Annotated in this window: 23 protein-coding genes; 22 read left to right on the top strand and 1 reads right to left on the bottom strand. The window is 65.2% G+C overall.

What is annotated here, in order from left to right:
- The first annotated feature begins 42 nt into the window (after positions 1–42).
- The 12 genes from CH305_RS24220 to smc all read left to right on the top strand — a co-directional run bounded on the left by CH305_RS24220 (position 43) and on the right by smc (position 13,441).
- Positions 43–3,459: a pyruvate carboxylase gene (locus CH305_RS24220; RefSeq protein WP_094610558.1), complete on the top strand. Its 3,417-nt coding sequence runs from the start codon at positions 43–45 to the stop codon at positions 3,457–3,459.
- Positions 3,456–4,010: a 16S rRNA (guanine(966)-N(2))-methyltransferase RsmD gene (rsmD, locus tag CH305_RS24215; RefSeq protein ID WP_094705064.1), complete on the top strand. Its 555-nt coding sequence runs from the start codon at positions 3,456–3,458 to the stop codon at positions 4,008–4,010. Before CH305_RS24220 ends, rsmD begins: the two co-directional genes overlap by 4 nt.
- A 36-nt stretch (positions 4,011–4,046) precedes the next feature.
- Positions 4,047–4,535: a pantetheine-phosphate adenylyltransferase gene (coaD, locus tag CH305_RS24210; protein ID WP_094705062.1), complete on the top strand. Its 489-nt coding sequence runs from the start codon at positions 4,047–4,049 to the stop codon at positions 4,533–4,535.
- A gap of 136 nt (positions 4,536–4,671) precedes the next feature.
- Positions 4,672–5,460 carry a DivIVA domain-containing protein gene (locus CH305_RS24205; protein WP_032377026.1) on the top strand — a complete coding sequence of 263 codons (789 nt, stop codon included), beginning with the start codon at positions 4,672–4,674 and terminating at the stop codon, positions 5,458–5,460.
- Between the two features lie 90 nt (positions 5,461–5,550).
- Positions 5,551–6,159 (top strand): DUF177 domain-containing protein, encoded by a 609-nt coding sequence (locus CH305_RS24200; protein WP_032403173.1) that lies wholly within the window; start codon positions 5,551–5,553, stop codon positions 6,157–6,159.
- Positions 6,160–6,342 carry a 50S ribosomal protein L32 gene (gene rpmF / locus CH305_RS24195; RefSeq protein ID WP_032397784.1) on the top strand — a complete coding sequence of 61 codons (183 nt, stop codon included), beginning with the start codon at positions 6,160–6,162 and terminating at the stop codon, positions 6,340–6,342.
- A gap of 26 nt (positions 6,343–6,368) precedes the next feature.
- Entirely contained in the window at positions 6,369–7,151 is a 783-nt protein-coding gene (rnc, locus tag CH305_RS24190) for a ribonuclease III (RefSeq protein ID WP_094705060.1), read from the top strand.
- The gene (gene mutM, locus CH305_RS24185) at positions 7,151–8,017 is read left to right on the top strand and encodes a bifunctional DNA-formamidopyrimidine glycosylase/DNA-(apurinic or apyrimidinic site) lyase (protein ID WP_032403175.1); all 867 of its coding nucleotides are present in this window, start codon (positions 7,151–7,153) and stop codon (positions 8,015–8,017) included. The genes rnc and mutM overlap by 1 nt, the downstream gene beginning before the upstream one ends.
- Positions 8,018–8,108: 91 nt before the next feature.
- Positions 8,109–8,537 carry an OsmC family protein gene (locus CH305_RS24180; protein ID WP_094705058.1) on the top strand — a complete coding sequence of 143 codons (429 nt, stop codon included), beginning with the start codon at positions 8,109–8,111 and terminating at the stop codon, positions 8,535–8,537.
- Positions 8,537–9,451, top strand: a complete 915-nt coding sequence (locus tag CH305_RS24175; protein WP_256983977.1) for an SMP-30/gluconolactonase/LRE family protein — start codon at positions 8,537–8,539, stop codon at positions 9,449–9,451. Before CH305_RS24180 ends, CH305_RS24175 begins: the two co-directional genes overlap by 1 nt.
- Positions 9,448–9,723: an acylphosphatase gene (locus CH305_RS24170; RefSeq protein ID WP_094705056.1), complete on the top strand. Its 276-nt coding sequence runs from the start codon at positions 9,448–9,450 to the stop codon at positions 9,721–9,723. Before CH305_RS24175 ends, CH305_RS24170 begins: the two co-directional genes overlap by 4 nt.
- Before the next feature lie 64 nt (positions 9,724–9,787).
- Positions 9,788–13,441, top strand: a complete 3,654-nt coding sequence (smc, locus tag CH305_RS24165; protein WP_037151378.1) for a chromosome segregation protein SMC — start codon at positions 9,788–9,790, stop codon at positions 13,439–13,441.
- Positions 13,442–13,453: 12 nt separating this feature from the next.
- Here smc and CH305_RS24160 read toward each other — a convergent pair whose 3' ends face one another.
- Complete coding sequence (locus CH305_RS24160; RefSeq protein ID WP_032403179.1) at positions 13,454–14,086, bottom strand: MSMEG_1061 family FMN-dependent PPOX-type flavoprotein; 633 nt, start codon at positions 14,084–14,086, stop codon at positions 13,454–13,456.
- A gap of 103 nt (positions 14,087–14,189) precedes the next feature.
- Here CH305_RS24160 and ftsY point away from each other — a divergent pair, with 103 nt between their 5' ends.
- From ftsY to CH305_RS24110, 10 genes are all read left to right on the top strand, one after another.
- Positions 14,190–15,569 carry a signal recognition particle-docking protein FtsY gene (gene ftsY, locus CH305_RS24155; RefSeq protein ID WP_094705316.1) on the top strand — a complete coding sequence of 460 codons (1,380 nt, stop codon included), beginning with the start codon at positions 14,190–14,192 and terminating at the stop codon, positions 15,567–15,569.
- A gap of 187 nt (positions 15,570–15,756) precedes the next feature.
- A complete protein-coding gene (locus CH305_RS24150; RefSeq protein WP_373454579.1) occupies positions 15,757–17,061 on the top strand; it encodes an ammonium transporter in 1,305 nt (434 codons plus the stop codon).
- A 72-nt stretch (positions 17,062–17,133) separates the two neighbouring features.
- Positions 17,134–17,472: a P-II family nitrogen regulator gene (locus tag CH305_RS24145; protein WP_019664269.1), complete on the top strand. Its 339-nt coding sequence runs from the start codon at positions 17,134–17,136 to the stop codon at positions 17,470–17,472.
- Entirely contained in the window at positions 17,462–19,993 is a 2,532-nt protein-coding gene (locus CH305_RS24140; protein WP_094618813.1) for a [protein-PII] uridylyltransferase, read from the top strand. Before CH305_RS24145 ends, CH305_RS24140 begins: the two co-directional genes overlap by 11 nt.
- Positions 19,994–20,200: 207 nt before the next feature.
- Complete coding sequence (locus CH305_RS24135; protein WP_094705314.1) at positions 20,201–21,169, top strand: M23 family metallopeptidase; 969 nt, start codon at positions 20,201–20,203, stop codon at positions 21,167–21,169.
- Between the two features lie 148 nt (positions 21,170–21,317).
- Positions 21,318–22,877 carry a signal recognition particle protein gene (gene ffh / locus CH305_RS24130; RefSeq protein WP_032403595.1) on the top strand — a complete coding sequence of 520 codons (1,560 nt, stop codon included), beginning with the start codon at positions 21,318–21,320 and terminating at the stop codon, positions 22,875–22,877.
- An 18-nt stretch (positions 22,878–22,895) separates the two neighbouring features.
- The gene (locus tag CH305_RS24125; protein WP_094705312.1) at positions 22,896–24,005 is read left to right on the top strand and encodes an amidohydrolase family protein; all 1,110 of its coding nucleotides are present in this window, start codon (positions 22,896–22,898) and stop codon (positions 24,003–24,005) included.
- On the top strand, positions 23,998–24,828 hold the full coding sequence (locus CH305_RS24120) for a CPBP family intramembrane glutamic endopeptidase (protein ID WP_094705052.1): 831 nt from the start codon (positions 23,998–24,000) through the stop codon (positions 24,826–24,828). Before CH305_RS24125 ends, CH305_RS24120 begins: the two co-directional genes overlap by 8 nt.
- A gap of 186 nt (positions 24,829–25,014) precedes the next feature.
- Complete coding sequence (rpsP, locus tag CH305_RS24115; protein ID WP_032377037.1) at positions 25,015–25,491, top strand: 30S ribosomal protein S16; 477 nt, start codon at positions 25,015–25,017, stop codon at positions 25,489–25,491.
- Complete coding sequence (locus CH305_RS24110; RefSeq protein ID WP_008717313.1) at positions 25,488–25,730, top strand: RNA-binding protein; 243 nt, start codon at positions 25,488–25,490, stop codon at positions 25,728–25,730. The genes rpsP and CH305_RS24110 overlap by 4 nt, the downstream gene beginning before the upstream one ends.

The raw sequence follows: 25,730 nt of genomic DNA, 5'->3' as shown, positions 1-25,730 counted from the left end.
CAGTACGCCTCGGAGGCCCATGCTGCCGGGTAAGTTGAGCCAATGTTCTCCAAAGTTTTGGTTGCCAACCGCGGCGAGATCGCCATCCGTGCCTTCCGTGCTTCCTACGAACTCGGTGCCTCCACCGTTGCGGTGTTCCCGTTCGAGGACCGAAACTCGGTGCACCGGACGAAAGCCGACGAGGCATATCAGATCGGGGAGAAGGGCCATCCGGTACGGGCGTACCTCTCGGTCGACGAAATCGTCGCCGCCGCCAAGAGGAGCGGGGCCGACGCGGTGTATCCCGGGTACGGATTCCTCTCCGAGAACCCGGATCTGGCCGCTGCGTGTGCCGAGGCCGGCATCACCTTCGTCGGCCCGTCCGCCGATGTACTGGAGCTGACCGGCAACAAGGCACGCGCTATCGCGGCAGCGAAAGCCGCAGGGCTTCCGGTTCTGGCGTCGTCGGAACCCTCGTCCGACATCGACGAGCTCGTCGCAGCGTCGGAGACCATGACCTTTCCCCTTTTCGTCAAGGCGGTGGCGGGCGGCGGTGGCCGAGGGATGCGACGAGTTGCCGAACCGGCGCAGTTGCGTGAGTCCATCGAAGCTGCTGCGCGCGAGGCGGAGTCGGCGTTCGGAGACGCGACGGTATTCCTCGAGCAGGCCGTGATCGATCCCCGGCATATCGAAGTCCAGATACTCGCCGACGGCCAGGGCAATGTGGTGCACCTGTTCGAGCGGGACTGCAGCGTGCAGCGTCGGCACCAGAAGGTCATCGAATTGGCACCGGCACCGAACCTGCCCTCGGAGCTGCGGGAGAGAATCTGCGCCGACGCCGTTGCGTTCGCCAAGCAGATCAACTACTCGTGCGCCGGTACCGTGGAGTTCCTCCTCGACACCCGCGGCAATCACGTCTTCATCGAGATGAATCCGCGAATTCAGGTGGAGCACACCGTCACCGAAGAGGTGACGGATGTGGACCTGGTGCAGTCCCAGTTGCGGATCGCCTCGGGGGAGACGCTCGCGGACCTCGGTCTGCAGCAGGAGAACATCGTGTTGCGCGGTGCCGCGTTGCAGTGCCGTATCACCACCGAGGATCCAGCGAACGGCTTTCGGCCCGACGTCGGCCGCATCACCGCCTACCGCACTCCCGGCGGTGCCGGGGTTCGGCTCGACGGTGGTACGACGCTGGGCGCAGAGGTCGGCGCGTACTTCGATTCCATGCTCGTCAAGCTCACTTGCCGTGGCCGTGACTTCGACACCGCCGTGGCGCGGGCCCGACGTGCGGTGGCGGAGTTCAGGATTCGCGGCGTCGCGACGAACATCCCGTTCCTGCAAGCGGTTCTGGTCGACCCCGACTTCACCGCGGGCCGGGTCACCACCTCGTTCATCGAGGAGCGACCGGAACTACTGACGTCGCGCTCCTCGGGTGACCGTGGCACCAAGATTCTCACCTACCTTGCCGATGTGACGGTCAACAAGCCGCACGGTGAGCGTCCGTCCCCGGTGTACCCACACGACAAACTTCCTGCGGTCGACTTCTCCGCGCCGATTCCCGACGGTTCGCGTCAGCGATTGCTCGCCCTCGGGCCCGAAGGTTTTGCCCGAGATCTGCGCAACCAGAAGGCACTCGGCGTCACCGACACGACCTTCCGTGACGCGCACCAGTCCTTGTTGGCCACGCGTGTGCGCACGAGTGGATTGCTGGGTGTGGCCCCGTACGTGGCACGTACGACGCCGCAGTTGCTCTCCATCGAGGCGTGGGGCGGTGCTACGTACGATGTGGCGCTGCGCTTCCTGCACGAGGATCCGTGGGAACGACTTGCAAGTCTGCGAGAAGCCGTCCCCAACATCGCAATTCAGATGCTGCTGCGCGGTAGGAACACCGTCGGCTACACCCCGTATCCGGAGAAGGTGACCCGCAGTTTCGTCGCCGAGGCCACCGACACCGGAATCGACATCTTCCGCATCTTCGACGCGCTCAACAATGTCGATCAGATGCGCCCTGCAATCGATGCGGTGCGCGAAACCGGAACTGCGCTGGCCGAAGTGGCGCTGAGCTACACCGGGGACCTGTCCAACCCGAACGAAGACCTGTACACCCTCGACTACTACCTGAAGCTGGCCGAGCAGATCGTCGATGCAGGAGCGCATGTACTCGCGATCAAGGACATGGCCGGGCTGCTTCGCGCACCGGCGGCCAAGACGTTGGTGACGGCGCTACGGTCGAATTTCGATCTGCCCGTACATGTGCACACGCACGACACACCCGGTGGTCAGTTGGCCACGTACTTGGCAGCGTGGGAGGCCGGTGCCGACGCCGTCGACGGTGCCAGCGCGGCGATGGCCGGAACCACCAGCCAGCCGGCGCTCTCGGCCATCGTTGCGGCAGCGGCCCACACCGACCGGGACACCGGGTTGGATCTGCAGGCCGTCTGCGATCTCGAGCCCTACTGGGAGGCCGTGCGAAAGGTTTACGCGCCCTTCGAGTCCGGACTGCCGGCACCGACCGGCCGTGTCTACACGCACGAGATTCCCGGCGGTCAACTCTCCAACTTGCGGCAGCAGGCCATCTCGCTCGGACTCGGTGATCGGTTCGAGACGGTCGAGGCCAATTACGCCGCAGCAGACCGAATGTTGGGTCGCCTGACCAAGGTGACGCCGAGTTCGAAGGTCGTCGGTGATCTGGCCCTGGCTCTGGTCGGTGCGGGAGCATCGGCCGAAGAGTTCGCCGAAGACCCGAGTCGATACGACATCCCCGATTCGGTGATCGGCTTCCTCCGTGGCGATCTGGGAACCCCCGCAGGTGGCTGGCCCGAGCCGCTGCGCACCAAGGCTCTCGAAGGCCGAGGTGCGGGCAAGCCGGTCACGCCGCTGACCGACGAGGACGAGAAGAATCTCGACGGCACGTCGGCGCAACGCCGTACGACTCTCAATCGCCTGCTCTTCCCCGGCCCGACGGCGGAACTCGAGGCACACCGCGAGAAGTACGGCGATACGACTCGGCTGTCGGCCAACCAGTTCTTCTACGGGCTGCGTCAAGGTGAAGAGCATCGCGTCACCCTGGAGAAGGGAGTCGAGCTGCTCATCGGGCTCGAAGCGATCTCCGACCCCGACGAGCGTGGCATGCGCACCGTCATGTGCATTCTGAACGGTCAGCTGCGTCCGGTGTCGGTGCGCGATCGATCCATCTCGAGCGAGGTGCCGACGGTCGAGAAAGCGGACCGATCGAACTCCGGCCACATCCCGGCACCGTTCGCCGGTGTCGTGACCCTGTCCGTCGAAGAGGGACAGAAGATTTCGGCCGGCGACACGGTCGCCACCATCGAAGCGATGAAGATGGAGGCGGCGATCACCGCGCCTCGCGGCGGCACGGTGACCCGGCTGGCGATCTCGGGTGTTCAACAGGTCGAGGGCGGCGATCTGCTCGTCGTCGTCGGTGGGGGGTCGACGGGCGAAGAGGCCGGGAGCGAATGACGCGGATCGTGGCGGGGGTCGCAGGGGGCCGGCGGCTCTCGGTTCCGGGCCAGGGCACCCGCCCGACATCCGAGCGGGTGCGGGAGGCTCTGTTCAGCTCGCTCGAGAGCCGGATGGACTTCGACGGTGCCGCGGTTCTCGATCTGTTCGCTGGGTCGGGTGCGCTCGGGCTCGAAGCGCTCTCGCGCGGCGCATCGTCGGCGGTACTGGTCGAGTCCGACTCACGAGCGGCGGCGGTGGTGCGCCAGAACATAGAGTCGGTCGGACTGATCGGCGCGTCGGTCAAGTGCGCCCCGGTGGCCTCGGTACTGGCTGGGGTACCGGATGCGGCATACGACCTGGTGCTGGCCGACCCGCCGTACGCCGTCACCGACAGTGCGGTGACGGATCTGCTGAACAGGCTCGTCACCGGGGGATGGCTTGCACCGGATGCGGTGGTCGTTCTTGAGCGATCGTCGCGTTCGCCGGAGACGGAGTGGCCGGACGGTCTGGTAGCGGAGAAGTCGAAGAAGTACGGGGAGAGTCGAATCGAGATCGCGGCACGATCGTGACGACCGATCCCGGGATCGGCTGATAAGTTCGCGGGCATGACTGGCGCACTGTGTCCTGGATCCTTCGACCCGGTGACCAATGGTCATCTCGATATCTTCGAGCGAGCCGCCGCCGCGTTCGACGAGGTGGTGGTCACGGTGATGGTGAACAAGAGCAAGAAGGGCATGTTCAGCATCGACGAGCGAATCGAGATGCTCGAGGTGGCCACGGAGCATCTGCCCAACGTCAGAGTCGGTTCCTGGTACGGCCTGTTGGTCGATTATGCTCGGCAAGAAGGCTTTTCGGCGATCGTCAAAGGTCTGCGCAGCTCGGTCGATTTCGACTACGAGTTGCAGATGGCGCAGATGAATCGAACCCTCACCGGGGTGGACACGCTGTTCCTCCCGGCGAATCCAGCGCACAGCTTTCTGTCCAGTTCGCTGATCAAGGAAGTCGCGACCTCCGGGGGAGACGTCACCGGGATGCTGCCGCCGTTCGTGCAGGAGCGACTGACCGCTCGTATCGCCGAGCGCGCCGCCGACTAGTTCGCGGAGCGACACACCGGGAGGGTATAGCGCCGACGCGCGTCTGGGCAGGCAGACTGAATAAGTGCAGCACTGTGTAGCTCGACCGCTCGGCGGTCGGCACGTGCAGTGGCAGATTCGACGATTGGGGTAACCGGTGTACCGCGTATTCGAGGCGCTCGACGAGCTCGTCGCCATTGTCGAGGAGGCGCGCGGCGTTCCGATGACCGCTGGATGCGTCGTCCCGCGCGGCGATGTCCTGGAACTGCTCGACGATGTTCGTGACGCCATCCCCGGCGAGCTCGACGACGCGCAGGACGTTCTGGACCATCGCGACAAGCTCGTGGGCGATGCCCGGGCCACAGCGGAGAAGACGGTCGGAACCGCCAACGCCGAAGCGCAGGACACCGTCGAGAACGCTCGGGATTCTGCCGATCGCATTCTCGCCGATGCCAAGGCGCAGGCGGACCGCATGGTGTCCGAGGCGTCGGCGCATGCCGAGCAGCTCGTGGCCGATGCCGAGGCAGAAGCAGAGCGGACGGTGCTCGAGGGCCAGCGCGAGTACGAGGAGTTGACCGTTCGGGCCCGTACCGAGGCCGACCGAATGATCGAGTCCGGCACGTTGTCCTACGAGCGATCGGTGGCCGACGGCACCGCCGAACAGAACCGGTTGGTGTCCCAGACCGAGGTGGTGCAGGCCGCGCACGCCGAGTCGGCGCGCGTGATCGACAGTGCCCATGCCGAATCCGATCGAATGCGCAGTGAGTGCGACGTGTACGTCGACACCAAACTCGCGGAGTTCGAGGAGTTCCTCAGCGGCACCATTCGCTCCGTCGGTCGCGGACGTCAGCAACTTCGAACCGGTTCCGGTGTCCCGGAATACGGCAGCGAACCGTACGGCGAACCCGCGTACGGCAGCCAGGAAGGCCGTCGCAGCCGACACTGAGGGCGGTGATTTGCCCTCGTATGCACGCATGCGTATCGTTGTGGGGTTGCTTACCGACAGTAGGCAAACCGACAGTAAGGAAGAACAGCCGTGCCCCCGCCCAAGAGAACGACCCGTCCTGAACTGGACGCCGGATTCGTTCTGGACATCCTCAACCTCGGTCGTCGACCCGGGTCGACGAAGACCGTCGAGCGGACGGTTCCGGCTCCTTCCCGAATCGGCCTCGATGCGATTGCCATCGAAGCCGGAGTCCCGGTCTCGCTCGATCTGCAGTTGCAGGCGGTATCGGAGGGCGTTCTCGTCACCGGTTCCGTACGAGCTGCCACTGCCGGCGAGTGCACGCGGTGCCTCGATCCGGTCAGCGGCAACGTCGACGTCTACTTGACCGAACTGTTCGCATACCCGAACAGCATCACCGAGGAGACCACGGATGCGGACGAGATCCACCGCATCGTCGACGACCTGATAGACCTCGAACCCGTCATCGTCGACGCGGTCGGTCTGGAGCTTCCACTCCATCCCGTCTGCAGTGACGAGTGCGAGGGATTGTGCCCAGAATGCGGCGTTCGCCTGGCGATTGCTGAATCCGGCCACAGTCACGATACAATTGATCCTCGCTGGGCTGGACTTGCAGCCAAATTTGGCGTGGATCCAGAACCGAGCACAGAACTTGTGAACAACGAAGCCGAGGAGAAGTAAGTGGCTGTCCCGAAGCGCAAAATGTCGCGTTCCAACACGAGGTCGCGTCGTGCACAGTGGAAAACCACTGCGCCCACCCTCGTGACGTGCCCCAACCGTGGGTGCGGCGAGAAGACGTTGCCCCACATCGCGTGCCCTTCGTGCGGTACCTACAAGGGCCGCCAGGTCGTCGCAGCGGTCTGATTCCCGCTCCGGTGACCAACGAAGTAGTGGATCGTCGCAACAACGATTCACAGAAGAATAGTTCTACTGCCGTCAGCGGCGGGGACGACCGAGAGTCGCTCCTCGCCGCTATCGGTGTTTCTCTGTCGGAACCACTGTTGACCCTGGCTCTGACCCATCGTTCGTTTGCCTACGAGCACGGCGGTCTTCCTACCAACGAGCGCCTCGAGTTCCTGGGCGATTCGGTGCTCGGCCTGGCGGTGACAGAGCATCTCTACGCGGTGCACCCCACCAAGTCCGAGGGCCAGTTGGCCAAAATCCGGGCAAGCGTGGTGAACATGCATGCCTTGGCGGAAGTAGCGCGCGGTCTCGGTGACGGCGGTCTGGGTCGTCATCTGCTGCTGGGTAAGGGCGAGGAGCAGACCGGCGGCCGCGACAAGCCGAGCATCCTGGCCGACGGTATGGAGTCGATGCTGGGTGCGATTCATCTGCAACACGGCATCGACGTCGCTCGCACCGTCGTTCTGACCCTGTTCGCCGGCCTGTTGGACCGTGCTCCCAAGCTCGGTGCAGGTCTGGACTGGAAGACGAGCCTGCAGGAATTGACTGCAGAACGCGCCCTGGGCGTTCCGGCATACGAGATTGCGTCCACCGGACCCGACCACGACAAGGAATTCACTGCCACCGTGTTGATCGGTGGATTCCCCCGGGGCGTCGGAGTCGGTCGATCGAAGAAGGAAGCCGAGCAGAAGGCCGCCAGTTTGGCGTGGAATACGCTGTCGGGCAACGACATTGCCGTAGCCGACGTGCCCCCGACCGACCCTTCCTGATGCCCGAATTGCCCGAGGTCGAAGTCGTCAGGCTCGGTCTGGAATCTCACGTGGTGGGTAAGACCATCGATTCGGTGGAGGTACTGCACCCCCGTGCCGTGCGTCGTCACGATCTCGGTGGCCTCGATCTGATCGGTCAGCTGCGGGGTCAGCGCGTGTCCTCGGCCCGGCGCCGTGGGAAGTATCTGTGGCTGGTGATGGAGCCCGGCGACTTCGCCACTGTCGTGCACCTGGGTATGAGTGGACAGATGCTGGTGCAGCCGCCGTCCGCGCCGGACGAGAAGCACTTGCGGATTCGGGCACGACTCGACGACGGTACCGATCTTCGGTTCGTCGACCAGCGAACATTCGGCGGCTGGGCTCTCTCCCCGATCGTGACGGTGGACGGCACACCGGTACCCGAACCGGTGGCGCACATCGCGCGAGACCCGATCGACCCGCTGTTCGACGCGGAATCCGTGGTGAACGTGTTGCGCGGCAAGCACACCGAGATCAAGCGGGCTCTCCTCGATCAGACCGTGCTGTCCGGCGTGGGCAACATCTACGCAGACGAGGCTCTGTGGCGGGCGAAGATTCACGGAAACCGCATCGCAGAAACGTTGACCCGGCCTGCTCTTCGTCGACTGCTGACTGCCGTCCACGCGGTGATGGGGGAGGCCCTGGCGCAGGGTGGTACCTCGTTCGATGCGCTGTACGTCAACGTCAACGGACAGTCCGGCTACTTCGACAGGTCGCTCGATGCCTACGGACAGGAAGGTCTGCCCTGTTCACGATGCGGAGCACCGATCAGGCGTGAGAAGTTCATGAACCGCTCCTCGTTCAGCTGCCCCACCTGCCAGCCGAGACCCCGACACATCCGGACCTGACAGCGCACAGGTCATTCCGCAGGCTCCACTCCTGTGTGAAGAGGTCATTCCGCAGGCTCCACTCCTGAGCCGCCCGCCTAGTATTTCGGTCATGGCAGAACAGAGCACGCCGACCAACCTCTGGGTCGAGCGCACAGGCACCCGTCGCTACACCGGTCGCAGCTCGCGAGGAGCCGAAGTACTCATCGGTTCCGAGTCGGTCGAGGGCGTCTTCACACCCGGTGAGCTGCTCAAGATCGCACTCGCAGCGTGCACCGGTATGAGCTCGGACGTACCGCTCTCGCGTCGACTGGGGGACGACTACTCCGCCACCGTCGAAGTGTCCGGTGCAGCAGATCGTGAGAACGAGCTGTACCCGGAATTGAACGAGATCCTCCGCGTCGACCTCAGCGCGATGGAGCCGGATGCGCAGCAGCGACTGCTCACCGTCGTCGAGCGGGCGATCGACAAGGTCTGCACGGTGGGGCGGACCCTGAAGGCGGGTACGACGATCAACTTGGACATCGACGTGGACGCCTGATGAAGGTGGGGGCAGCCGCCGTCGTGGCGGGCCTTGTTCTCGCAGCGTCGGTTGCCCTGTCTCCCACCGCGGAGGCGTCGAGCACCTGCAGTCCGTGGTCGGTGAGCACGGTGGCATCGGGATTCGGGCTGCTCGAGAATCTGGAATTCGACGGCAGAGGCTCGATGATCGTCTCCGAGACCTCGCCGATCGGACCGGGCGCTCTGCGTACCGTCGCACCGAACGGGGACCGGGGCACTCTCGTGTCGGGCGTCGAGTCACCCGGCGGATTGGTACGGGACGGAGACACTCTGTACTTCACAACCGGAAACAGTGCTGCCGCAGGACTTTTCGACATGCGGACGGGAACGATCGAGACGATCGATCTCGGCACGGGTGCCAGGTCGACGTACGCGTCGGGCCTGACCATGCCCAACGGCCTGGCCCGCTCCGCCACCGGCGATCTGTTCACCACCCGGAATCTCGGTGGCGCGTCTGGGCTCACTCGCATCGCAGTCGGCGGCGATGAGACGGTCGGTTCGGTGTCGACGGTGCGTACCGATCTGGGTTCGGCCAACGGCATCGGTGTCGGCGGCGGAAACATCTACGTGGCCACTACGTTCGATCCGGAAACGACGGTGACTGTGCTCGACGAGAAGGACCCGGCCGGTCCGTCCACGCGCATTCGCGTCGACGGATTCGGACCGCTCACGATGTCGGACGATCTGACCGTGGCCGACGACGGAACGGTCTATCTCGCACAGAATCTCGCGGGCAGGGTCGTCCGTGTCGATCCCGAGACCGGATCGTCCTGTGTCATCGCGACCGGAGTGCCGTTGACCTCGTCGGTTGCTTTCGGCGGATTCGGATTCGATTCGGAGGCGTTGTACGCCACGAGTTTCGACGGAACGGTCCGAAAGATGAGTCCGGTATGACGGACGAACGGCTGACGGCATGGGTGCACGGCCTGGTTCAGGGGGTCGGGTTTCGTTGGTGGACTCGCTCGCGTGCGCTGGAGCTGGGATTGGTCGGGCATGCGACCAACCACGCGGACGGACGTGTTCTGGTGATAGCCGAGGGTCCGCGTCAGCGCCTCGACGCACTCCTGGAATTGCTCCGAGGCGGCAGCACCCCGGGCACGGTCACCCTGGTCGTCGAGAGTTGGGAGAGCGCCCGCGGCGGCCTCACAGGCTTCGTGGAACGGTGACCCGCCGCCGCCCGCGGACGGCTCGGCGCACATCGCTACGTCGTACCGGTAAAGTACGGACGCTATGTATCTCAAGAGTCTGACGCTCAAGGGCTTCAAGTCCTTTGCTTCGGCGACGACTCTTCGTTTCGAGCCTGGAATCACCTGTGTGGTCGGCCCCAACGGCTCCGGTAAATCCAACGTCGTGGATGCCCTGACCTGGGTGATGGGTGAACAAGGTGCCAAGGCGTTGCGCGGCGGGAAGATGGAGGACGTCATCTTCGCGGGTACGTCCGGCCGCGCACCCCTCGGCCGCGCCGAGGTGACTCTGACGATCGACAACTCGGACGGTGCGCTGCCGATCGACTACTCCGAGGTCTCGATCACCCGACGCATGTTCCGGGACGGTGCCGGTGAATACGAGATCAACGGCAGCTCGTGCCGGTTGATGGACGTCCAGGAGTTGCTCAGCGATTCCGGTATCGGCCGCGAGATGCACGTTATCGTCGGGCAGGGTCGACTGGCGGCGATCCTGGAATCGCGTCCCGAGGACCGTCGGGCCTTCATCGAGGAAGCCGCCGGGGTGCTCAAGCACCGCAAGCGCAAGGAAAAAGCGGTTCGCAAGCTCGACGCGATGCAGGCCAATCTCGCGCGGTTGACGGACCTCACAACCGAATTGCGCCGTCAACTCAAGCCACTGGGCAGGCAGGCCGAGGTTGCGCGTCGCGCGCAGACCGTGCAGGCAGACCTGCGTGACGCTCGGCTGCGGTTGGTGGCCGACGACCTGGTGGCCAGACGTGAAGAATTCGCGAACCAGACCCAGGACGAGGAAGCGGCTCGCGAACAGTACGCGATGGTGCAGGATGCCCTCGAAGCCGGAACCGTAGCGCTCGCAGAACACGAGCAGGCGGTGGCACGGCTGACACCGAGCGCCGAAGCGGCCGGGCAGACGTGGTTTCGCCTGTCCGCGCTGGCCGAACGCGTGAATGCGACGGTACGCATCGCGCACGAACGTGCTCGGCATCTGGACGCCGTCCAGAGCACCGGTCGCGGGCAGGATCCGGACGAGCTCGAAGCACAGGCCGAGCGCGTCGCCGAGGAAGAAATGGAACTCGTCGAGGCCGTCGAGATGGCGCGCGAAACCCTCGAAGCGGCCCGCGAGCAGCTCGCCGAGCGCGAATCCGCTGCTGCAGCCGCCGAGCGTGCTCACCTCGCCGCTGTTCGCGCGGTTGCCGACCGCCGCGAAGGATTCGCGCGCCTGTCCGGTCGAGTCGACACCTTCAGAACCAAGGTCGAGTCCATCGACGCCGAAGTAGCGCGACTCTCGGTGGCCATCGACGAGGCCAGAGAACGCGGCGAGTCGGCTCAACGTGAGTTCGAGAGCGTCCAGGATCAGATCGGCACCCTCGACGCCAGTGAGCTCAGCCTCGACACCCATTACGAACGAGCGGTCGCCGCATTACGCCATGCCGACGCCCGGGTATCGGAATTGCAGGCCGAAGAGCGCATCGCTGGTAAGAGGGTGGCATCGTTCGAGGCCAGGATCGAGGCGCTCACCATGGGCCTCGAACGCAAGGACGGTGCCGGGTGGCTGGTGGAGAACCAGCAGGACGGTCTGTCCGGTCTGCTCGCCGGCCATCTCACGGTCGAGCCGGGGTACGAGATCGCGGTCGCCGTCGCCATGGGTCCGGCGGCCGATGCTGCGCACGCCGAATCGTTCGACGCTGCGCGCGCTGCCGTGCTGGCCCTACGCGCTGCCGACGGCGGTCGCGCGTCCATCGTGCACGGTAATGCTGTTGCTGCACAACCGATTCAACGGCCTGCGCTAGCGAACGGTGCTCGGTGGGCACTCGACCTGATCGAGTATCCGGATCGGTTGGCCGGAGCGATGGCGGCATTGCTCGACGGTGTGGTGGTTGTCGACTCGCTGGACGCGGCGCACCGGCTCGTCTCGGATTCGAGTGAACTGCGTGCCGTGACCACGGACGGCGACGTCGTCGAGCCGGGCTGGGTCACCGGCGGATCGGACCGTCGACCCAGCACCCTGGAAGTACAGTCGGCGATCGATACGTCGACGGTGGAGCTGACGGCGGCCGTACGCCGGGCCGAGGAGCTCGACGCCGCGCTGTCGGGCGCGTTGGCGGAACAGCGCGACCGGCGTGAATCCGCCGAGCAGGCGCTCGCAGCCCTGAACGAATCCGATGCTGCGATGGCCGCTGTGTACGAGCAGTTGGGTCGCTTGGGGCAGCTGGCACGTTCGGCACACGCAGAATCCGCGCGATTGGCGACCCAGCGCAGTTCCGCCGAAGCGAGCCGCGAAGAAGCGATCGAGCGCCTGGCCGAGCTCGAAGACAGTCTGCGGACGGCAGAGGACGAACAGAACGGTTTCGCCGGAGACGGCGAGAGCGGTGACGCGGCGACCACCATGGAGCGCGAGATGGCGGCTGCGGCACTGACCGAAGTGCGCGCGGTGGAGGTCGAGGCGAGGCTGAACGTACGAACCGCCGAGGAGCGCGCGCAGTCGGTGCGGGGCCGAGCCGATTCGCTGCGCCGAGCGGCGCGAACCGAACGCGAGGCCAGGGCACGAGCCGAACGCGAGGGCGCAGCCCGGCGGCACGCTGCCGCAGTGGCTGCTGCCGTCGGCGAATCGGGTGAGGACCTCGCCGCTCGATTGGCCTCGGTGGTGGCTGCGGCGGCACGAAGGCGCGACCAGCTCTCCGCCGAACGCGCTACGCGCACAGTCGAACTCGACAAGGTCAAGGAACAGGTTCGGGCCCTTCAGGGCCAGCTTGCGTCGATCACCGACGCCGTCCACCGGGACGAGGTCGCCCGTGCGCAGGCGGCACTGCGAATCGAGCAACTCGAAACGACGATTCTCGAACAACACGGCATCGGCCTCGACGATCTGGTGGCCGAGTACGGCCCCGATGCGACGCTGCCCCCGACCGAGCTCGAGATGGCGGAGTACGAGGCCGCCAAGGAACGCGGTGAGCAGGTTGTGGCCCCCGCGCCCATGCCGTTCGATCGCGCCACTCAGGAGCAGCGGGCCAAACGCGCAGAACGTGATCTCGCCACACTCGGCAAAGTGAACCCGTTGGCTCTCGAAGAGTTCGCAGCCCTCGAAGAGCGCTACAACTTCTTGTCCACTCAACTCGAGGACGTCAAGTCCGCGCGCAAGGACTTGCTCGGCGTGGTCGCCGACGTCGACGACCGCATCCTGCAGGTCTTCACCGAGGCCTGGCTGGACGTCGAAAGAGAATTCACCGGCGTGTTCGCCAAACTCTTTCCCGGCGGCGAAGGACGGCTGATTCTGACCGACCCGTCGGACATGCTCACCACCGGAATCGAGGTGGAGGCGCGTCCACCGGGCAAGAAGGTCAAGCGATTGTCCTTGCTCTCGGGCGGCGAGAAGTCGCTCACTGCAGTCGCCATGTTGGTGGCCATCTTCCGTGCCCGGCCGTCACCGTTCTACGTCATGGACGAGGTCGAGGCTGCACTCGACGACACCAACCTGCGCCGACTGATCGGGTTGTTCGAGCAGCTCCGTGAGAAGTCGCAGCTGATCGTCATCACGCACCAGAAGCCGACCATGGAAGTCGCCGACGCGTTGTACGGCGTCAGCATGCGCGGTGACGGCATCACCACGGTCATCTCGCAGCGACTGAACCGAGAACGCGTCGCGGTGGATGTAGCCGAGCCGGAGACAGCACCCGTGGTCGAACCGGACGCGGTCTCGTAGGTCCGGTCCCGCCTACTGCTTCGGGTAGAGCTGCTCGGTGTACGAGGGCCCGTAGTACTCGCGCAGTTCCTCGACGGTCTCGGGGGCCTGCGGAATCAACGCCTTCGTCAAGGACGCGACATCGGGAATGGACTCCGCATCCCATGTTTCCGGCTGCCACAACTTGGACCGCATGAACGCCTTGGCGCAGTGGTGGAACACCTGCTCGATGTCGACGACGAGGCACATGATCGGCCGGTGGCCCTTGACCTGCAGTTCGTCGAAGAACGGTGCATCGGTCACCAGTGACGCGCGACCGGCGATGCGCAGAGTGTCACCGCGCCCCGGCACGAAGAAGTTCAGTCCGACGAACGGGTTCTCGAGAATGTTCCGGTAGCCGTCCATCCGACGATTGCCGGGACGTTCGGCAAGGGCGATCGTGGCGTCGTCGATGACGTGGACCAAGCTGCCGGGCGGGTCACCTTTGGGGGAGACGTCGCACCGTCCACTCGCGTCCGAGGTACCCATCAGGCAAAAAGGCGAGGCAGCGAGCCATTGCACGTCCAGCGGGTGCAGTGTGCTGCGGTCCTTGTTCGCGGCTCGAAAGCTCGGCTGGCCGAACATCTCCGTCAATCGGTCGGCATCGCGCACCGTCGTCCACTCCATGACTTCAGATGCTATCGACACGGCTGGGGTGGGGGACAGTGCTTTTCTCGGGCGAAGCACCACCGGTGACGAACGGCCGTGAACGCCTGACAGGATGGGGTACGTGAGTAACCAAGCGTGGATCATCGTCGCGGCGATCGCCGCTGTCCTACTGGTCGTTCTCGTCGTCGGGCTGGTGCTCTCCCGTCGACGGAGAGTGTCGCTCAAGTCGGACGAGGCCGCGCGGATCGAGGACGCGGCCACCAAGGACAGATCCGGTGGCTATACGGCGGGCAGTGGTTTCTCGTTCAGCCAGGGCACGGCGACCGCCGAGCCCGTCGCGCCTGCCCCGAAGCCCGTTCCACCTGCGCCGAAACCTGTCCCGAAGCCCGTCGAGACCTCCCCGGTCGAGCCGACGCCGGTGGCACCCACTCCCACCCAGGACGAGCCGGAGGTGCTCGAACCCGAGGCACCGGTCGTCGAGCCTCAGGAGCCGGTTGTCGAGCCCCCCGAGCCGGCCGAGCCCGCAGTGCCGGAACCGGCCGTGGACGCCGAGGCTCCTGCTCCTCGACTGGACACCATCGATCCCACCGAGGGTCGGCTGGATCGGCTCCGCGGTCGCCTGGCGCGCTCTCAGTCCGCGGTGGGCAAGAGCTTGCTCGGATTGCTCGGCGGCGGTGACCTGGACGAAGATTCCTGGGAAGAGGTCGAGGACACCCTGCTGATCGCCGATATCGGTTCTGCGACCACCGCAGAGATCATGCGCACCCTGCGTGAGCAGATGGCGGCGCGCAGTATCCGCACCGAGTCCGATGCGCGAGCACTTCTGCGCGAGATTCTCGTTGCGCAACTTCATCCCGAGTTCGATCGGTCGATTCGAGCGCTTCCGCACGACGGTGCGCCTGCCGTGCTGCTGGTGGTCGGAGTCAACGGCACCGGCAAGACCACGACCACCGGCAAACTCGCTCGCGTACTGGTCGCGGACGGGCGGCGAGTGTTGCTCGGAGCCGCCGACACGTTCCGCGCGGCCGCGGCCGATCAGTTGCAGACCTGGGCCGAGCGAGTCGGTGCCGAGGTGGTTCGTGGCAAGGAGGCAGCAGATCCGGCCGCTGTCGCCTTCGACGCGGTGAGCAAGGGAATCGAGAACGGTGTCGATGTGGTTCTGATCGACACCGCGGGACGGTTGCACACCAAATCGGGTCTGATGGACGAGCTGAGCAAGGTCAAGCGAGTCATCGAGAAGCGGGCCCACGTCGACGACGTTCTGCTCGTTCTCGACGCAACTGTGGGCCAGAACGGACTGACACAGGCCCGCGTCTTCGCCGAGATCGTGAACATCACGGGAGTCGTGCTGACCAAGCTCGACGGAACCGCGAAGGGTGGCATCGTTTTTCAGGTCCAGCGTGAACTCGGAGTGCCCGTCAAGCTGGTCGGTCTCGGCGAGGGTGCCGACGATTTGGCCCCGTTCGAGCCGGGAGCGTTCGTCGACGCGCTGCTCGGCTGATCGAGCCCCTGTGGTCGCCTGCGAATCGGTCGAAAAGCACAAACGCCAGCACGAAACCTTTTTGCAACAGAATTCGGTCATGCGTTCACATGTCCGAAACACCCGAGTGTCACGGATGAAACTTCGTGAAACCACTCTTCTTGCGTAACGGCGCGCCAACCGGTGTGCAGGAGAATGGAGGGTGTACGTGAGTCCCGAGGATATGTTGGCCAACTCCGGCAACGCCGCGTGGATGCTGATTGCAGCATCTCTGGTACTGCTGATGACGCCGGGCTTGGCGTTCTTCTACGGCGGTATGTCGCAGTCGAAGTCCGTGTTGAACATGATGATGATGTCGTTCGGAGCAATGGCCGTCGTCTCGATCATCTACTTCCTGTGGGGTTGGTCGATGTCCTACGGAACCCAGGACATCGGTGGCGTCTTCGCCAACCCGTTCGAGTTCTTCGGACTCAAGGATTCGATCACCGATGCCGACGGTAACTACATCGCCGGTGCATGGGGATACGCCAACATCATCGATGTGGCATTCCAGGTCACCTTCGCGATCATCACGGTCGCACTGATCAGCGGCTCCATCGCAGGCCGCGTCAAGTACGGCACGTGGCTGGCATTCGCAGGCATCTGGGTCACCCTCGCGTACTTCCCACTGGCCCACATGGTCTGGGGCGGCGGACTGCTCTCCGGATCCGAGAACGGTCTGGCGGCAAAGATCTTCGGTACCACCGACGACGGTGAGGGCGGACTGGTTGCGAACGTCGCCCCGATCGACTTCGCCGGCGGCACGGTCGTGCACATCAACGCCGGTATCGCAGGCCTGATTCTGGCGATCATCATCGGCAAGCGCGCCGGATTCGGCAAGGTCGCCTACCGCCCGCACAACCTGCCGTTCGTCATGCTCGGTGCAGCGCTGCTGTGGTTCGGCTGGTTCGGATTCAACGCCGGTTCCGCCTTCGCAGCCGACGGCATCGCCGGCTTGGCCTGGGTCAACACCACCGCTGCCACCGCAGCGGCCATCGCGGGCTGGCTCATCACCGAGCGCATTCGTGACGGCCATGCCACCAGCCTCGGTGCTGCCTCGGGCATCGTCGCCGGTCTGGTAGCAATCACCCCGGCCGCAGGCGCGCTGACCCCGGTCGGTGCCATGATTCTCGGCGTCATCGCCGGTGTTCTGTCCGCCCTCGCGGTCGGACTGAAGTTCAAGTTCGGCTACGACGACTCGCTCGACGTAGTCGGTGTGCACCTGGTCGCAGGCCTGTGGGGCACCATCGGAATCGGCTTCCTCGGCTCCGAGACCGGCCTGTTCTACGGCGGCGACTACAAGCAGCTCGTCGTGCAGATCGTCATCGCACTGTTCGCGTTGATCTTCACCGGCATCATCACCGCGGTCATCGCGTTCGCGCTCAAGCCTCTCGGCTGGCGTGTGTCGGACGAGGAAGAGGCCAATGGCATCGACGAAGCCGAGCACGCTGAGACTGCATATGATTTCGCCTGACAAGGTAGAGATAGATGTGAACGCTGCACCGTACGACAACGGGCACTCGAGGTCTTGTGAAGGGAATCAAAAATGAAGCTGATCACGGCAATCGTCAAACCGTTCACCCTGGAGGACGTCAAGACGGGGCTGGAGCAGGCCGGCGTGCTCGGAATGACCGTCAGTGAGGTTCAGGGCTACGGTCGCCAGAAGGGGCACACCGAGGTCTACCGAGGTGCCGAGTATTCGGTCGACTTCGTTCCGAAGGTGCGTGTCGAGGTAGTCGTCGACGACGCTGCCGTCGAGAAGGTCGTCGAGGTCATCGTCGAGGCCGCTCGCACCGGCAAGATCGGTGACGGCAAGGTCTGGGTTTCCCCGGTCGATTCGGTCATCCGAGTCCGCACCGGAGAACGTGGCGCCGATGCACTCTGACCCCAAAGGGTCTCGGGCCGGGGGCCCCGGTTCTGGCGCGAAAGCGTCAGGATCGGGGCCTTCGGTCTCCACGGGCTCCGCATCGAAGGGCACGAGCGATGCTGCAGCAGATCTCGCTCGCGCCAGAAAACAACTACTCGACGGCGGCACGCGCAACCGTCGCCTCGATGCTCCGTCGCTGAGGCAGGCTCTGGTCGATCTCCACGAGTTCTGGCTGACCACCAAAGGTGCCGAGCTGGGGATCAAACCGGACTCGGGCTTTGCGATCGTCGCTGTCGGCGGTCTGGCACGCCGTGAACTGCTGCCGTACTCGGATCTGGACCTGATACTGCTGCACGACGATCTCGAACCGCGAATCGTGGCCGAGGTCGCCGACAAGCTCTGGTATCCACTGTGGGACGCCCATATCAAGCTCGATCACAGTGTGCGCACGGTGCCGCAGGCTCTCCAGGTAGCGGCGGCCGATATGACGGCAGCGCTCGGGATGCTCGAGGCCCGCCATATCGCCGGTGACGTCGAGTTGAGCAATCTGCTCATCGGCGGCGTACGTCGCCAGTGGCGCACCGGAATTCGCGGACGGTTCGACGAGCTGATCGAGCAGACCCGCGGCCGGTGGGCACGTAGCGGTGAGATCGCGCACCGCGCCGAGCCCGAGCTCAAGAGTGGCCGCGGCGGATTGCGTGACGTACAGCTTCTCGACGCCCTCTCCATCGCCCAACTCACCGACGGTATGCCCGGTCTCGGCCCCGAATCGCCCGGTGGCGGTTTGGCATTCGCGCACGGAAGACTTCTCGACGTCCGCACCGAACTGCACCGTGTTGCCGGCCGAGCGCGGGATCAACTGCGCGCGCAGGACGCCGATGAAATCGGTGCCGCGCTCCGCATCGGCGATCGCTTCGATCTTGCACGCGTGCTGAGCGATTCGGCTCGCACCATCAGTTACTCGGTGGATGTCGGTTTGCGTACTGCCGGCAATTCGCTGCCGAGGAAAGGTCTTTCACGTCTGCGTCGTGTCCCGGTTCGTCGTCCACTCGACGAGGGGGTCGTCGAACACGCGGGTGAGGTGGTACTCGCCCGTGACGCACGGCCGAACAAGGATCCGGGCCTGATCATGCGCGTCGCCGCGGCATCGGCACAGACCGGAATGCCGATGTCGGCATCGACACTCAACCGGTTGTCGGACAGCGCACCCGAGCTCCGCGAGCCCTGGCCGAAGGAGGCTCTGAACGATCTGCTCGTGCTGCTCGGATCGGGTCGCAAAGCCATTGCGGCCATCGAAGCGCTCGATCGAACCGGCCTGTGGGGCCGACTCATTCCGGAGTGGGGCGCAGTGCGCGACCTGCCGCCGCGAGATGCGGTGCACACGTGGACCGTCGATCGGCATCTGGTCGAAACTGCTGCCTATGCAAGCGCTTTGACCACCAGGGTCGCGCGTCCGGATCTGCTGGTTCTCGGCGCGCTGATACATGACATAGGCAAGGGGCGCGGCGGCGACCACAGCGTCGTCGGTGCAGATCTCGCAATCCAGATCGGTAACAGGCTCGGGCTGTGGCCGTCCGATGTGGCGCTGCTGACGTCGATGGTGAGATACCACCTGCTGCTGCCGGAGACCGCCACCCGACGCGACCTCGACGACCCTGCAACCGTGCAGACCGTCGTCGACGCACTCGGTGCCGACACCATCCTGCTGGAGCTGCTTCATGCTCTCGCCGAAGCGGATTCGCTCGCCACGGGTCCCGGAGTCTGGGGGGACTGGAAGGCGTCGCTCATTCGCGAGCTGGTGCGACGCTGTCGATTGGTGATGGCGGGGGAGTCTCTGCCATCCCCGGATCCACTCGACCCGGCTCACATCGAGCTGGCCGCGCGGGGAGGTGTGCACGTCGACATCGCGCCGACCGATGGGCTCCACACCTTCGTCGTCACGGTCGTCGCGCCCGACACCCCGGGACTGCTGTCGGACGCTGCCGGAGTCCTGGCGCTGCACTCGCTGCGCGTGCTTTCTGCCTCGCTCGGCAGTCACGAGGGGTCGGCGATCAACTCGTTCGACGTTGCGCCGCTGTTCGGAGCTCCGCCGCAGGCCGGTCTGCTCCGGCAGGAGATCATCCGCGCTCAGGCCGGAGAACTCGACCTCGTCGCGGTACTCGACGCCAAGGAACGCGACGCCAGAGCCGAGACCGTAGAGGACGACGGCGAGGATTCGGCGGTACCGGTTCTCTACGCGCAGGCTCCGCCTCGGGTGCTCTGGTTCGACGACCACGAACCAGGCCAGGTAGTGCTCGAACTTCGAGCAGAAGACCGGCTCGGTCTTCTCTGCAGGCTGGCCAGTGCCATCGAACAGCAGGGATCCGATATCCGCTGGGCTCGAGTGTCGACACTGGGCAGCTCGGTGGTCGATTCCTTCTGCATCGACCTGGCGGGAGCGGACAGCAGGGCGGTCCGAGAGGATCTCGAACGAGCCTTGCTCGCGGTTGTACCGGCCCCGGAACCGCCCAAGCCTCCGGAGAAGCCCGAGGGCACCTGACCGCTGGTCGGAACACAACCGCAAACCGACACTCCGTGGTGACTTCTCACGAAGTTACGGCCGGTGGGTTTACCCCCGATATCAATTTGTTATGTTCGTCACCACACGCAGGACGACTCGGCGAGATCACATCCGCAGACTCCACACCGCCGGAACAAAGAGTCGTTTCTGCAGGCTCCACTGCTGCTAATGCGAGAGGCACGAACTGTGGGATCCCACCGACGGTCGAACATCTACACACCGGCCGACACAGCAACGGATACGACGCCCGGTAAGCACCGCGCCGCAGAAGTGACCCCGGACACCGGTCGACGGGCCGCGACCATCGTCGCGGCTACCGGTGCGATCGTCGTCGGCGCGACGTCGATGGGGGCGGGTACCGCGGGTGCCGCTCCGATACCCGAGCCGCCCGCCGCAGGTTTCCCCTTCGCCGTACCGGAGGGGCTGCTCCCCGCGGGATTCGAGCTACCCCAGTTCGTCCCCCCACAGTTCGAGGTTCCGCAGTTCGAGGTTCCGCAGTTCGTACCCCCGCAGTTCGTACCCCCACAGTCGGCACCCCCGGCGCAGCCCGCATCTCCGGAGTCGACGCCCTCCGAGGCCGCACCGGCAGTGGAGCCCAGCGCCGCACCGAGCCCGGGTCCGCTCGCTGCATTCGGAGTGGCCGATCCCGGTGCTGCAGCGCAACAATGGCTCGACGACGTGGGTCTGGGTCAGCTGGGTACAGGTGGTGCGTCACCGCTGGAGAGTCTGCGTTCGCTGAAGAAAGCCACGGTCCAGCCCGTGGCGGGCGTGCTGACGTCCAATTTCGGATCGCGATGGGGCGCCCAGCACAGCGGCCTCGACATCGCGGCACCCATCGGGACCCCCATCTATGCGGCCGCCGACGGCACGGTGTCCGACGCGGGCCCGGCATCCGGGTTCGGTCTCTGGGTGAAGGTGAAGCACGACGACGGCACCGAGACGATCTATGGACATGTCAACGATTTCTCGGTGCAGACCGGTCAGCGCGTGTCGGCCGGCGAGCAGATCGCCACGGTGGGCAATCGTGGCCAATCGACCGGTCCGCATCTGCACTTCGAGGTGCACGATCCCTCGGGCGTCAAGGTCGATCCCGCATCGTGGCTCTCGACGCGGGGAGTGGCAGTGACATGGAACGATTCCGCGCGCAACGCCTGACTCGGCGCCATCTCCGAGCGACACGTCCGTCTGTCGAACGACACGGCTGCCGCACGCCCCAGCGACGGCAGGTTGTGCTGGCGCTAGTCTGGTGACCGTGCCGGATTCGGCTCGTTTTCGGTGATCGGCTAGCTCAGGAGTGCAATCGGTGTTCGAATCCCTTTCCGACAGGTTGGCCGGGACTCTCAAGGACCTGCGTGGCAAAGGTCGACTGTCCGGTGCGGATATCGACGCCACGGCCCGCGAGATCCGTCTGGCCCTGCTCGAAGCGGACGTGGCCCTGCCTGTCGTGCGGGAGTTCATCAACCGCATCAAGGTCCGTGCCAAGGGTGCCGAGGTGTCGGGCGCGCTCAACCCGGCGCAGCAGGTAGTCAAGATCGTCAACGAGGAACTCGTCGGCATCCTCGGCGGCGAGACCCGCAGACTCGTCTTCGCCAAGAACCCGCCCACGGTGATCATGCTCGCCGGCCTGCAGGGTTCGGGTAAGACGACACTGGCAGGCAAGCTGGCCAAATGGCTCAAGGGCCAGGGCCACACTCCGTTGCTCGTTGCCTGCGACCTGCAGCGCCCCGGTGCCGTCAGCCAGCTTCAGATCGTGGGCGAGCGCGCGGGCGCAGCTGTGTTCGCGCCGCATCCCGGCACGTCGATCGGCGGCGGTGACAACGCACTCGGTGTCTCGGCTGCAGATCCCGTCGAGGTCGCGCGAGCCGGCATCGCCGAGGCGCGGAGCAAGCAGTACGACGTGGTCATCGTCGACACCGCCGGCCGCCTCGGCATCGATACCGAGCTGATGAGCCAGGCCGCTGGGATTCGCGATGCGGTGGAGCCGGACGAAACCTTGTTCGTTCTCGACGCCATGGTCGGCCAGGATGCCGTCAGCACCGCCGAGGCGTTCCGCGACGGAGTCGGTTTCACCGGCGTCGTGCTCACCAAGCTCGACGGCGACGCTCGTGGCGGCGCGGCACTCAGTGTCCGCGAGGTGACCGGGCAGCCCATCATGTTCGCGTCGACCGGCGAGAAGCTCGAGGATTTCGACGTCTTCCACCCCGATCGTATGGCCAGCCGGATCCTCGGCATGGGCGACGTTCTCAGCCTCATCGAACAGGCCGAGCAGCACTTCGACGCCGAACAGGCCGAGGCGACCGCCAACAAGATCGGCTCGGGACAGCTCACGCTCGACGACTTCCTCGAGCAGATGATGGCCGTCCGCAAGATGGGGCCCATCGGAAATCTGTTGGGCATGTTGCCCGGTGCGGGTCAGATGAAGGAACTCGCCAACGTCGACGAGAAGCAACTCGACCGTGTTCAGGCGATCATCCGCGGCATGACGCCGCAGGAGCGAACCGACCCGAAGATCATCAACGCATCGCGGCGACTCCGTATCGCGAACGGTTCGGGCGTCAAGGTGTCCGACGTCAATCAGCTGGTGGATCGATTCTTCGAGGCACGCAAGATGATGTCGGCGATGGCCGGGCGCATGGGTATGCCGGGCGCGCGCAAGCAGGTGCGGAACAACAAGAAGGGCAAGAAGGGCAAGAAGGGTGCTCGCGGCCCGACACAGCCGAAGATCCGCGGTGGATTCCCCGGAATGCCGGGCGGAATGCCAGCTGGAATGCCCGATCTGTCGTCCATGCCCAAGGGCCTCGACCAATTGCCACCAGGGCTGGAGGGCATCGATCTCTCTCAGCTGAAACTGCCGAAGAAGTAAGCGCCGCACGTGTCGGCGATGCGGGTGCGGGGCCGCGGACTGCCGGACGGGTCCGAGATCGATCTCTGGATCGACCACGGTCTCGTCTCCGTGGAGCCGATTGCGGACGCGGATTTCGTGCACGACGGTGGCTGGATTCTGCCCGGTCTCGTCGATGCCCACTGTCATGTGGGAATCGAGTACGGCGGGGGCCACACGGACCTGAGCGGCTCGATCCGACAGGCACAGACCGAGCGAGGCGTCGGCGCGTTGCTGCTTCGCGACGCCGGGTCTCCGGTCGACACCCGCGAGTTGGACGAGCGGGACGACCTTCCCCGGATCATCAGAGCAGGCCGACACATCGCATCGCCGAAACGGTACATACCGGGTCTGGCCATCGATATCGAGGACGAGTCGCAGTTGCCCGAGGCAGTTGCACAGCAAGCTCGGTTCGGTGACGGCTGGGTCAAGCTCGTCGGCGATTGGATCGATCGCTCGGTAGGCGATCTTCGGCCGCTGTGGAACGACTCGATCCTCGTCGACGCCATAGCCGCTGCTCATGCCGAGGGCGCGCGGGTGACCGCCCATGTATTCGGCGAGGATGCGCTCCCCGGACTGATCGCGGCGGGAATCGACTGCATCGAACACGGCACCGGTCTGACCGACGAGACCATCGAGATGATGGTCGAGCACCGAACTGCGCTGGTGCCGACGCTCATCAACATCGAGACGTTTCCCGGAATCGCGGACTCCGCCACCCGATACCCCGTCTACGCCCGGCACATGCGGGCGCTGCACGCCCGCGTCGCCGACACCGTCGGACGGGCCCATGATGCCGGGATCTCCATCTATGCGGGAACCGATGCCGGTGGGTCGATCGCCCACGGTCGCATCGCCGACGAGGTCGCGGCACTCGCGCGCGTCGGACTCTCTCCGACGGACGCCCTCGGTGCTGCCTGCTGGGACGCTCGGTCCTGGCTGGGACGACCGGGGCTCGAGCACGGCGCACCCGCAGACCTCGTCGTCTACTCCGAGGATCCGCGTGGAGGACCGGACGTGCTGGCCAACCCGGAGCTGGTGATACTGCGCGGACGCGTGACCGACAGAGGAGCCCACACGACGAGAAGATCGGAGGCCGGTGATGACTGATCCGTACAACAGCGGCGGGCAGTTCGACCCGAACCGCCCGAGTTGGGCCGGATTGGCACCGATGAATCACGTTCAGCAGCAAGGCTCGGGACTGTCCGAGACCTACTGGCGGGCCGAACAGGCCGCTCACCAGCGTCGACTCGGCCAGCGATGGGGACTACCGGCGGCAGCGCTCGTTCTCGGCCTCAATCTGGCGGGCTTCCTGCTTCTCGGACTCGTCGTGACGACCGAGACCTCCTCTCTGTTCGTCGTGGGCATCATGATTCCCAGCCTGCTCGCCGCCGGACTGGCTGTGGCGATCTCGATGTCTCGTGGCAACGGTCCCGTCGTGGATTTCGGTCTTCCCAGATCCAGTTCCGAACTGCTGGGTCAGGTTCGATCCGGACTGGCATGGGGTGGTGTCGCCGTGGTCGGCGGTCTACTGCTCGCGCTGGTGCTCTTGTCGAGCCTCGACCTCGAGGACCAGACCCCACTGGGCAACGTCACGGATACGGCTGTCGGATGGAAAGTCGCTCTGGCCGTATGGATCTGGATCGGCGCACCGATCTGCGAGGAAACGATGTTTCGCGGCATGCTGTGGGGCGCGCTCGAGACGCGCACCCGCCCGATGCCGATGGCCTGGCTGGGCAATCGATGGGTGGTCCTGGCGATCACGGCGGTCGTGTTCGCCATCTGGCATCGCGAATGGTGGCGCTTCGTGATTCTGCTGTGGGGCGGGCTGGCAATCGGCATCGCCAGAATGCGGACCGGCTCGATCGTGGCGTCGACCACGGCCCACTCGATGAACAACACTCTGCCTGCTCTCGTGATCCTGCTTGCTTGAGCGAGTCGTTGCCGAGGGCGATTCACGGTTCGCGGTGCTCGTCTGGCACAATGAACAGCTGTTCGCCCGTCTTCCGGTTACGTACCGCGCGGCGGTCACAACAACCTTCAACGCAAAACCGGGTTCGCATGCCGTGTGAACCGCTGAATTGCGCCGTGACCAACTTTCGAAAGGCTCCACCAGAACATGGCTGTCAAGATCAAGCTCATGCGTATCGGCAAGATCCGCACCCCGCACTACCGCGTTGTCATCTCCGATGCTCGTACCCGCCGTAACGGCCGTGCGATCGAGACCATCGGCACGTACGAGCCCAAGCAGGACCCCAGCGTCATCGAGATCAACTCCGAGCGTGCGCAGTACTGGCTGGGCGTCGGCGCGCAGCCGACCGAGCCTGTCGAGGCCCTGCTGAAGATCACCGGCGACTGGCAGAAGTTCAAGGGTCTGCCCGGCACCGAGGGAACCCTCCGCCTCGCCGAGCCCAAGCCGTCGAAGCTCGACCTGTTCAACGCCGCACTGGCGCAGGCAGATTCCGAGCCGCAGGGCGAGGCCACCACCGCGAAGAAGAAGAAGGCTCCGAAGTCCGACGACGCCGCTGCGGAGAGCACCGACGCTGCAGCAACCGAGACGGCAGACGCGCCGGCCGCCGAGGCTGCTGAGAAGTGAGTGCCGTTGTCGCCGATGCCGTCGAACATCTCGTTCGCGGCATCGTCGCCAATCCCGATGACGTTCGCGTCGAGATGATCACCGGCCGTCGTGGTCGCACTGTGGAGGTTCACGTGCACCCCGACGATCTGGGCAAGGTCATCGGTCGCGGCGGTCGTACCGCCACGGCGCTGCGCACACTCGTCTCGGGTATCGGTGGTCGCGGCATTCGTGTCGATGTGGTCGACACGGACCACTAG

The organism is Rhodococcus sp. 15-649-2-2 (genome assembly GCF_002258645.1).
Classification (GTDB): domain Bacteria; phylum Actinomycetota; class Actinomycetes; order Mycobacteriales; family Mycobacteriaceae; genus Rhodococcoides.
Note: the sequence above shows the minus strand (reverse complement) of the source record. Positions and strands in the feature narration are given on the sequence as shown.